This is a genomic window from Coleofasciculus sp. G3-WIS-01, from assembly GCF_040223135.1.
In the GTDB taxonomy this organism is placed as follows: Bacteria; Cyanobacteriota; Cyanobacteriia; order Cyanobacteriales; family Coleofasciculaceae; genus Coleofasciculus.
Genome location: NZ_JAVJZI010000214.1, coordinates 1 through 9,107, shown reverse-complemented (window position 1 = coordinate 9,107; position 9,107 = coordinate 1). Strand labels below are relative to the sequence as shown.

Sequence of the window (9,107 nt, the reverse complement as noted above, 5' to 3'; positions counted from 1 at the left end):
ACCAACCCAACCCCCCCTCCCCACCGATCACACAACCACAACACCCCCCAAGATTCAGGTTCGTACTCACGGATGCGAGCCCATAATCATGTTGGGTTTCCCGCGTCAACCCAACCTACAACTCCCCCTATTTCATGTTATAGGCACATCTGTAGGGTCTTGATTAGGTAAAAAATCGAAATATACACCGATAACCCAACAACAAAACCCGCCCTCCCCACCGATAACCCAACAACAAAACCCGCCCTCCCCACCGATAACCCAACAACAACATCTATCTTTATCTACATAATTGATAAAACATACTCACCTTCATTAACGGCATGATTCTTGGCAACGCTAAACACCAAACCATCGGATTCAGCCATAACGTCAATTAATTGAGGTAAATCTCCCTCTCGGTTAAAACTCAGTAATTGATATAAAGACTGACCTGATCTAATTTTACTGCCCAATGGAACTCGTGATTGAATCATCCCCCCGGCTGGAGCGTAGTATTGTTTAATTTGGCTTTTTATGGTAAATTCAAACGATTGAGAGGTTGTGTTGTCTAGGGGCAAATCGGGACAATCTAGCAGTTGTTTTTGTGCTAGATAATTTTTGATACCCAGAACTCCTTTTTTTACCGAGTCGGGATTCATTTCCATCCCCGAACCCAGTTCTAACGTCCAAGACTCAACATCAAACTGAATCGCTTTACCAAAGGCGGCTAATTGCTTCTCCAATGCCAACCACGGCTTCATAAAAGCTTCGTCAAAGGCATCACCATCATATTCATTCATTAAAATACCGCGATTCAAAAGAAAGGCTTTGGCACTTTCCTCACGACTCTGGAAACAATACAAATAATCAATCGCCTGATTACTGGAACTATGAATATCAATCACATAGTTAGCATCTAAACAGAGGGATTGAAGCTGATAGCGATAGCGTTCACTAAAGGGAAGTCCGCTAGGAGACTGGAGTTGATCACCGTGTTTTTTAAAGCTGGATTGAATACGTTGCAAATAATTTTGGCGGATTTCTTCAGGAGAGTGATGCATCTGAAATTCAGCAAACTCAGCTAAATTATCACATTCTTTTTCGTAGTCCCAAAAAATCCGATTCCAATCCTTGCCATCATAGGGATTGAATCGTCCAGTGGCAAAGAAATGATTACGCTGGTTAGTGGCGATAGGATTACAGACAGGAACCAGCCAAATTTCTCCCGTAAGTTGAGAGTCCTCTAAGTGGCTGAAAAACTCAAGAAGTTGGTGAATGACAGCATTGCCAACAATTTCTGAACCATGGAGATTGGCTTGGACATAAGCCTTTTTTCCAGGATTAGCGCCAATAAACTTATAGACTTGAATCGAGAGGCGATCGCCTGAGGCGAGATGTTGAATGGGAATTGTGGTAACGGTGGGAACCATAGGGATTGGGTACAGGAAAGTATGAGGGCTAAGGTGTAGGGTGGGCTCAGACGGCTAAATCGTTGCTAACATAAGAATCTTAAAGGCATCATCTCGATTATTATGGGCAATAGTTTCGGGCATCTGTTTCGGATTACGACTTATGGGGAATCCCACGGCGGCGGTGTCGGTGTGGTGATTGATGGATGTCCACCCCAATTAGAGATTTCCGCATCAGAGATTCAGTTTGAACTCGATCGCAGGCGTCCCGGACAAAGCAAGATTACCACCCCGCGCAAAGAAACCGATACTTGTGAAATTCTCTCCGGCGTCTTTGAAGGGAAAACCTTGGGTACTTCGATTTCTATCTTTGTCCCCAACAAAGATACTCGCCCCCAAGATTACTCAGAGATGGCGGTTAAATATCGCCCATCCCACGCCGATGCCACTTATGATGCTAAATATGGGATTCGCAATTGGCAGGGGGGTGGACGTTCCTCAGCACGGGAAACCATTGGTCGAGTTGCAGCTGGTGCGATCGCCAAAAAAATCCTTAAGCAGGTTGCCAATGTAGAAATCGTTGGCTATGTTAAACGCATTCAAGATTTAGAAGGCATCGTTGATCCCCACACCGTCACCCTGGAACAGGTTGAAAGTAACATCGTCCGTTGTCCTGATAGTGAATGCGCCCAAAGAATGATCGAAAAAATCGAGCTAATCCGGCGTGAAGGAGATTCCATCGGTGGGGTAGTCGAATGTGTCGCCCGCAATGTGCCAAAAGGGCTAGGAGAACCTGTATTTGATAAGCTGGAAGCGGATCTCGCCAAAGGCGTCATGTCCCTACCCGCTAGCAAAGGCTTTGAGATTGGTTCTGGCTTTGCCGGAACATTGCTCACGGGTTCTGAACATAATGATGAATTCTATCTCGATGATACTGGAGCGGTACGGACGACAACCAACCGTTCTGGTGGCATTCAGGGAGGCATCACAAACGGAGAATCGATTATTTTGCGAGTGGCATTTAAGCCCACTGCTACTATACGAAAAGAACAGCGTACAGTGACCAGTACCGGTGAAGAAACAGTACTTGCTGCCAAAGGGCGTCACGACCCTTGCGTCTTACCCAGGGCTGTGCCTATGGTAGAAGCAATGGTCGCCTTAGTATTATGTGATCACCTACTGCGTCATCAGGGTCAGTGCCATACATTAAAGCCTTAAAATTCCGATGGAAAGCAGTCCTTCCTCTGAGTTCGTTGTCCAATTCTGGGGCGTGCGGGGTAGTATTCCCTCCCCTGGCAAAGAAACCATTCGCTACGGCGGGAACACCTCCTGTGTGGAGATGCGTATCGCTGACAAACGCCTAATTTTTGATGGGGGTACCGGTATCCGGATGCTGGGGAAACATCTAAAGCCCCAACTTCCCATTGAAGCCTATTGGTTTTTTACCCATTATCACTGGGATCATATTCAGGGCGTACCCTTTTTTGACCCCGCTTTTATCGAGGGTAATCTGTTGCATATTCATGGCGCCGCACCCGATGGAGTGTCAATGCAGCAGCATTTCAAAGAGCGGGTATTGCACTTGAATTCCCCTGTGCCGAAACGTGATATCCAGGCGGATTTGAAATTCTATGACTTAATCTGTGGCGATACGATGACGCTAGGGGATATTACCATTGAAACCAGTCCCCTAAATCATCCCAATGGGGCGATGGGTTATCGGGTAACATGGCAGGGACGTTCGGCGGTCTACTGTACCGATACAGAACATTATCCGGATCACTTAGACGAAAATGTGCTGAATTTAGCTCGTGATGCAGATGTCCTGATTTACGATGCCATGTACACTGACCAAGAATACCACAATCCCAAGTCTCCCAAAGTCGGTTGGGGACATTCAACCTGGCAAGAAGGGGTAAAACTCGCCAAAGCCGCCGGAGTTAAACAACTGGCAATTTTTCACCACGAACCGAATCATAACGATGATATGCTCGATGAAATTGCCATTGAGGTGCAAAGTGCTTGTGAAGGTTCGTTTTTGGCAAAGGAAGGACTCATTATTCCGCTTATCTAGTCAAAAGCTTGCCCCACTAGCGAAGCGAAGGGATTTTCCCCAGTAATGACGGGTCAGAATTGGGCAATATCCCAAATGGAAAAAATTGCCCCTGTCTATGTCCGGCATGGTTGGCAAAAGGATGGAAACGGCACATCCCAACTCCGAACCCAACTAGGGCTGGAGAAGGATAAGGCTAACAAGTCCATAGCTAAACCGTAAACTCACGCGGTTGATGGGGTGACGTTGGCTTGTGGGTATTTCATCAACTATGTTCCGTTTACTGGCTCTAACTCCCACGGTTACACCCACAAGGGTAACGTTAACGTGACCCCTTCCCCGTTTAAAATCATCACCCGTCCCGGTGCGCCGCGTCGGGGGAAAGAGTATGGATTCTTCCGTCGTCAATTGCACTTTGAAGTACCAGATAAGTTAGGGGTAAGGAAGCGTAAAGGTGGGACGATTACCCCAATGGAAGTGAGAATTGGTGATCGGGTCAGAGCAGATTGTATTAGAACATCGCTGTTGCAATTGTTGTGCCATTCTTTCTTGGCAACAAGCATAATTGCAGCGAGCTAAGATTAAACAGAACTGTCCTCGTGAAAGCTGGATTGCTCTAGCTAATGTGTTCAGGGAACGTTCGTTTTCATCATCAGCATTTGCCAGTAAATTAATATCACTCATAGTGTTTTTAGAATAGTCTGATGCAATACCTTGGTCAGGGCGCAAGCCTTGCGCCCCAACACACCGCTACAAATGGGTATACCACACAGGTTGGGAAACCGCTATACTACTCTTTTGCCAAGACTTAAATATTTCTGACTCAGCTAATACAGGATTAATCCCAAACCAGCATCCCCGTTCATCCCGATACTCAAATAACCAGAGACGGCGTAACAGCACATGATATTCTTGAGCACCTCTGACATTTTGCCGTTGCACAACTTGCAATAGTAAGTCCCACTCTTGCTGATCAATGGATAAGATTAGGAGATCCCGTTCTTGTTGAATCACCCGTTCTAGTACAGAGGGTAGAGGGTAGAGGGCAGAAGGGGTTGACAAAAGTCGATTGGGTATGACGACTGAAGAGGCGATCGCATCTCCCCATAATCCAGCACTATACCTAATATGGGTTGTCCTTGGAAAATCCGATAGGATAGGAAGTTGGTCTATTGTAAGCGTCTACCCATTAAAAATTGATTATGACTGATACGATTCGCTTTCTCATGTGCGCTCCAGACCACTACGATGTAGACTATGTGATAAATCCCTGGATGGAAGGGAATATTCATAAGTCCTCGCGCGATCGCGCCGTCGAACAGTGGCACAAATTGCACCATGTCCTCAAAGATCACGCGATCGTGGATTTGGTTAACCCTCAACAAGGGTGGCCCGATATGGTGTTTACGGCAAATGCGGGGCTGGTTTTGGGTAAAAATGTTGTCCTGAGTCGGTTCTTGCACAAAGAACGCCAGGGTGAGGAACCCCATTTCAAGGAGTGGTTTGAAGCCCAAGGCTACAACGTCTACGAACTCCCCAAAGAACTCCCCTTTGAAGGCGCAGGGGATGCCCTCCTGGATCGAGAAGGACGCTGGTTGTGGGCGGGCTATGGCTTCCGTTCAGAATTAGATTCTCACCCCTATCTGGCAAAATGGCTTGATATTGAAGTCGTCTCCCTGCGACTCACCGATGAGCGATTCTATCACCTAGATACCTGTTTCTGTCCCCTGACGGGCGGCTATTTACTCTACTATCCCCCAGCCTTTGATGCGTACTCCAATCGCTTAATTGAGATGCGAGTCGCACCAGAAAAACGCATCGCCCTAGAAGAAGCGGATGCGGTGAACTTCGCCTGCAATGCGGTGAATATTGACCAAGTTGTGGTCATGAACAAAGCTAGCGATCGCCTCAAGCAACGCTTGGCTGAGGCGGGGTTTAGGGTGATGGAAACACCCCTGACGGAATTCCTCAAAGCAGGTGGCGCGGCTAAATGCTTGACCTTACGAGTAACTGAACCTGTCCGTACTGAACTCCACGCCAATGTCCCGGTAGAAAGCCGCACCATTCGCCTGGAAGGACATTTGCTAGACTCTGGACTCATCAGTCGCGCCTTAGATCTGATTGTCGAAACCGGCGGTAGCTTCCAGGTTCTCAACTTCGAGTTGGGTGTCCAACGGCAAAGCACATCTAACGCTGAGATTCGCGTATCTGCACCCTCCCATGATGTGATGGAAGAGGTGATGAGCCAACTGATTGAGTTGGGCGCTGTCGCTCCCGCCCAAGAGGTGTGTGATGCTAATCTAGAACCCGTGATTCAATCGGGTGTGGCGCCGGATGACTTTTATGTCTCCACGATTTATCCCACAGAAGTCCGGATTAAGGGTGAGTGGGTGAAGGTACAAAACCAGCGCATGGATGGGGCAATTGCGATTACCCAGATTGACTCCCAACCCATCGCTCGGTGTAAAATCCTGCGGGATCTAGAAGTCGGTGAACAGGTAATTGTCGGTGTGGAAGGAATTCGCACCGTTCACAAGCCGAAAACCCGTGAACAGCGTGGGAGTGAAGAATTTAGCTTCATGGGCGCGGGTGTCTCATCGGAACGCCGGGTGGAATTAATTGTCGAGCAAATTGCCTGGGAATTACGCCAAATTCGCGATCAAGGGGGCAAGGTTGTTGTCACAGCAGGTCCGGTGGTGATTCACACCGGGGGTTCTCAACATCTAGCGCGTCTAATTCGCAAAGGGTATGTGCAGGCGCTGTTGGGTGGTAATGCGATCGCGGTTCATGATATTGAGCAGTCCCTATTGGGAACCTCTCTGGGCGTGGATATGAAACGGGGTGTCCCGGTGCGGGGTGGACACCGACACCATCTCAAGGTAATTAATACCATCCGTCGTTATGGCAGTATTGCTGATGCTGTGGAAAAGGGAGTCTTGACAAAAGGCATTATGTATGAATGTGTGACACATAATGTTCCCTTTTCCCTCGCCGGTTCCATTCGCGATGATGGACCCCTACCCGATACCCAGATGGATTTGATTAAAGCCCAAGCCGACTATGCTAAGCTGCTCGAAGGGGCGGACATGATTTTGATGCTGTCTACGATGCTGCACTCCATTGGTGTCGGAAATATGACCCCAGCCGGGGTGAAAATGGTTTGTGTGGATATCAATCCAGCCGTTGTGACTAAGTTGAGCGATCGCGGTTCATTAGAATCCGTGGGTGTGGTTACCGATGTGGGCTTATTCCTGAGTTTGTTGGTACAGCAGTTGGATAAGTTGACCAGCCCTTATCAACAATCAGCTTAACCGTTAGGCGGTTGTAGACGCGAAGCGGCTTCCCGTAGGGTAACCGCACCTGGGCAAAGGAAACCCGCGTAGGCGGGTTTCCACACCCTAAAGAACAACTCAATCCTAAATTCTGTTGGGTTTCCTTGCGTCAACCCAACCTACTGGCGTGGCACAGGTAATTTGATGAATTAAAATTACGCCCGGAAACCGTAGGGGCGCATGGCGTGCGCCTTATTCAATGGTAAAATCTATTCCACAATTTTAGCTGGGTCACGCCACTAGCTTAAGTTAACTGAACTCGGGTTAGCCCGCGAAGGCGGGCTTTGTTTGTGTAGCTGCGACTTCCAGTCGCCATAGCTTCGTCAGCTATTGAGGAAATAACGTTCAGGAAACTTTTCTGTAATCATCATTACAGGTTTACCCTTAGAAAATACGCGATAGGTACGGGAGAGGAGATTGTCATTCGGCTCAATATTAAAATACTCCGCTAAACTATGAGCCGGTTCTTTCGCTGAATCCAAAATTTCTTTGAAGGTTTCCACCTTTTGCTCTAACCAAATCTTACCAATTGGGGTTTTGGTTTTAAATAATTCATGTCTAAAATTATCATCAAGGCGTTCGGGAACTAGGATAGATTCCGCGTAAATATAGTTTTTGTGACTAATGCGCCCTTGGAGTAAGATTCGTCTATCAATTACTTCTGTCCCTTCAGCTAATTCCATCGCCGGAAGCGATTCGGGAATGGGAATTAGATTTTGTGATAGTTTGAAAACCTGTATCTGTTCAAATAGATAAGCTTCCAGAATATCGGTTAATGTGCCATCGGTGGTTAGTAAAATTCTCTGAAACGTACTTAATGTAGCAGGATTGATATGATGACGCTCTAGAGACTCTTGTAAGTCGTCTCGCATTAGGTGTTCGTTCGCTATCAGTCGGCTCATGGTGTCTGAACTCCTATTTCCCCTATCCACTTGGTTGAATAAAAAACACTCAAATCAAGGTATGTTAAACAGTTATAGTTTGATTAATCTCAAACTTTACATTTATTTACAACTACAATAAATAAATGTAGCACTCTTACGACGATTTGACCACCTGAGCATAATTGATGTAGAGACGCGCCATGGCGCGTCTCTACATTTAGCCTACACCCAGTCTTATGCACCAACAACCACACCACCGTTCGGATGCAGCACTTGACCCGCCATATAAGACGCATCTTGAGAAGCTAAGAAAACAAAACTCGGTGCAACCTCCTTGGGTTGTCCTGGACGCTTCATCGGAACTTGTTTACCAAACGTTTCGACTTGCTCACCAGGAAACGCATCAGGAATAAACGGTGTCCAGATAGGACCTGGCGCTACACCATTTACGCGGATGCCTTTCTCAATTAAAGGTTGGGAAATGGAGCGAGTAAAGGCAAGAATAGCGCCTTTTGTCGCCGAATAACTGAGCAGAGACGAGTTACCTTTATAGGCATTAATTGAAGTCGTGTTAATCACAGAGATCCCTGGCTCAAGGTGAGGCAAAGCCGCCTTAGTGAAATAGAACATTGAGAAGATATTTGTCGCAAATGTGCTACCTAATCGGGCTGAGTCAATTTCCTCAATGCTCTCTTCTAGATATTGCTCCGCCGCATTGTTGACCAGGATATCCAGCTTGCCAAATTCATCAACTGTTTTCTGAACCGCTTCTTGGCAGAACTTTTCGTTGCGAATATCGCCAGGAATTAATAAACAACGACGACCATAGGATTCTACGGCTTCTTTTGTTTCTTGAGCATCTCCATGCTCGTCTAAGTAAACAATCGCAACATCGGCTCCTTCCTTAGCATAGAAAACCGCAACAGAACGACCAATCCCACTATCTCCGCCAGTAATCAAGGCTACTTTATCCAGTAACTTGTCACTGCCTTTATAGTTGGGATCATCATATTCAGGCTTTGGCGTCATTTCTGACTCTAAAGCCGGTTTTCTCTCTTGGGTTTGAGGGGGAATTTTATCGGGTGTAATTGTCATGTTATAGCGCTCCTGTTCGTAGTATGCACTTTAGTGCATTAAAGGGTTTTGCTGTTCATTTATCGGTGAGTTGGGGCGGGTTTTGCTGTTCATTTATCGGTGAGTTAGTGCGGGTTTTGCTGTTCATTTATCGGTGAGTTAGGGCGGGTTTTGCTGTTCATTTATCGGTGAGTTGGGGCGGGTTTTGCTGTTCATTTATCGGTGAGTTAGTGCGGGTTTTGCTGTTCATTTATCGGTGAGTTAGTGCGGGTTTTGCTGTTCATTTATCGGTGAGTTAGGGCGGGTTTTGCTGTTCATTTATCGGTGAGTTGGGGCGGGTTTTGCTGTTCATTTATCGGTGAGTTAGGGCGGG

At 46.9% G+C, this 9,107-nt stretch carries 9 protein-coding genes; 4 read left to right on the top strand and 5 right to left on the bottom strand.

The window, feature by feature from the left end; translation table 11 throughout:
- Nucleotides 1–284 precede the first annotated feature (284 nt).
- Entirely contained in the window at nucleotides 285–1,412 is a 1,128-nt protein-coding gene (locus tag RIM23_RS22270) for a succinylglutamate desuccinylase (protein ID WP_446369410.1), read from the bottom strand.
- Between the two features lie 102 nt (nucleotides 1,413–1,514).
- Here RIM23_RS22270 and aroC point away from each other — a divergent pair, with 102 nt between their 5' ends.
- Genes aroC through RIM23_RS22255 form a run of 3 tightly spaced genes read left to right on the top strand, consistent with a single transcriptional unit; the run spans nucleotide 1,515 to nucleotide 3,666 of the window.
- Nucleotides 1,515–2,609: a chorismate synthase gene (aroC, locus tag RIM23_RS22265; protein WP_446369408.1), complete on the top strand. Its 1,095-nt coding sequence runs from the start codon at nucleotides 1,515–1,517 to the stop codon at nucleotides 2,607–2,609.
- A 7-nt stretch (nucleotides 2,610–2,616) separates the two neighbouring features.
- The gene (locus RIM23_RS22260) at nucleotides 2,617–3,465 is read left to right on the top strand and encodes an MBL fold metallo-hydrolase (protein WP_446369406.1); all 849 of its coding nucleotides are present in this window, start codon (nucleotides 2,617–2,619) and stop codon (nucleotides 3,463–3,465) included.
- Between the two features lie 45 nt (nucleotides 3,466–3,510).
- On the top strand, nucleotides 3,511–3,666 hold the full coding sequence (locus tag RIM23_RS22255) for a hypothetical protein (protein WP_446369404.1): 156 nt from the start codon (nucleotides 3,511–3,513) through the stop codon (nucleotides 3,664–3,666).
- Nucleotides 3,667–3,876: 210 nt separating this feature from the next.
- Here the strand turns inward: RIM23_RS22255 and RIM23_RS22250 are convergent, their stop codons facing one another.
- Together RIM23_RS22250 and RIM23_RS22245 are read right to left on the bottom strand one after the other, a co-directional pair.
- Nucleotides 3,877–4,128 carry a hypothetical protein gene (locus RIM23_RS22250; RefSeq protein ID WP_446369402.1) on the bottom strand — a complete coding sequence of 84 codons (252 nt, stop codon included), beginning with the start codon at nucleotides 4,126–4,128 and terminating at the stop codon, nucleotides 3,877–3,879.
- Between the two features lie 66 nt (nucleotides 4,129–4,194).
- Nucleotides 4,195–4,506: a hypothetical protein gene (locus RIM23_RS22245; protein ID WP_446369400.1), complete on the bottom strand. Its 312-nt coding sequence runs from the start codon at nucleotides 4,504–4,506 to the stop codon at nucleotides 4,195–4,197.
- Between the two features lie 140 nt (nucleotides 4,507–4,646).
- Between RIM23_RS22245 and argZ the strand changes: the two genes are divergently transcribed.
- Nucleotides 4,647–6,755 (top strand): bifunctional arginine dihydrolase/ornithine cyclodeaminase, encoded by a 2,109-nt coding sequence (argZ, locus tag RIM23_RS22240; RefSeq protein ID WP_446369398.1) that lies wholly within the window; start codon nucleotides 4,647–4,649, stop codon nucleotides 6,753–6,755.
- Nucleotides 6,756–7,099: 344 nt separating this feature from the next.
- On the opposite strand, the gene RIM23_RS22235 is transcribed toward argZ, so the two are convergent.
- Nucleotides 7,100–7,678 carry a chorismate--pyruvate lyase family protein gene (locus tag RIM23_RS22235; RefSeq protein ID WP_446369396.1) on the bottom strand — a complete coding sequence of 193 codons (579 nt, stop codon included), beginning with the start codon at nucleotides 7,676–7,678 and terminating at the stop codon, nucleotides 7,100–7,102.
- Nucleotides 7,679–7,894: 216 nt separating this feature from the next.
- Nucleotides 7,895–8,755 (bottom strand): SDR family oxidoreductase, encoded by an 861-nt coding sequence (locus RIM23_RS22230; RefSeq protein WP_446369394.1) that lies wholly within the window; start codon nucleotides 8,753–8,755, stop codon nucleotides 7,895–7,897.
- Nucleotides 8,756–9,107 lie beyond the last annotated feature (352 nt).

What these genes read in the sequence shown, in the direction of transcription:
- RIM23_RS22270 (WP_446369410.1), bottom strand. Translation starts at nt 1,412, where the DNA reads ATGGTTCCCACCGTTACCACAATTCCCATTCAACATCTCGCCTCAGGC.
- aroC (WP_446369408.1), top strand. Translation starts at nt 1,515, where the DNA reads ATGGGCAATAGTTTCGGGCATCTGTTTCGGATTACGACTTATGGGGAA.
- RIM23_RS22260 (WP_446369406.1), top strand. Translation starts at nt 2,617, where the DNA reads ATGGAAAGCAGTCCTTCCTCTGAGTTCGTTGTCCAATTCTGGGGCGTG.
- RIM23_RS22255 (WP_446369404.1), top strand. Translation starts at nt 3,511, where the DNA reads ATGACGGGTCAGAATTGGGCAATATCCCAAATGGAAAAAATTGCCCCT.
- RIM23_RS22250 (WP_446369402.1), bottom strand. Translation starts at nt 4,128, where the DNA reads ATGAGTGATATTAATTTACTGGCAAATGCTGATGATGAAAACGAACGT.
- argZ (WP_446369398.1), top strand. Translation starts at nt 4,647, where the DNA reads ATGACTGATACGATTCGCTTTCTCATGTGCGCTCCAGACCACTACGAT.
- RIM23_RS22235 (WP_446369396.1), bottom strand. Translation starts at nt 7,678, where the DNA reads ATGAGCCGACTGATAGCGAACGAACACCTAATGCGAGACGACTTACAA.
- RIM23_RS22230 (WP_446369394.1), bottom strand. Translation starts at nt 8,755, where the DNA reads ATGACAATTACACCCGATAAAATTCCCCCTCAAACCCAAGAGAGAAAA.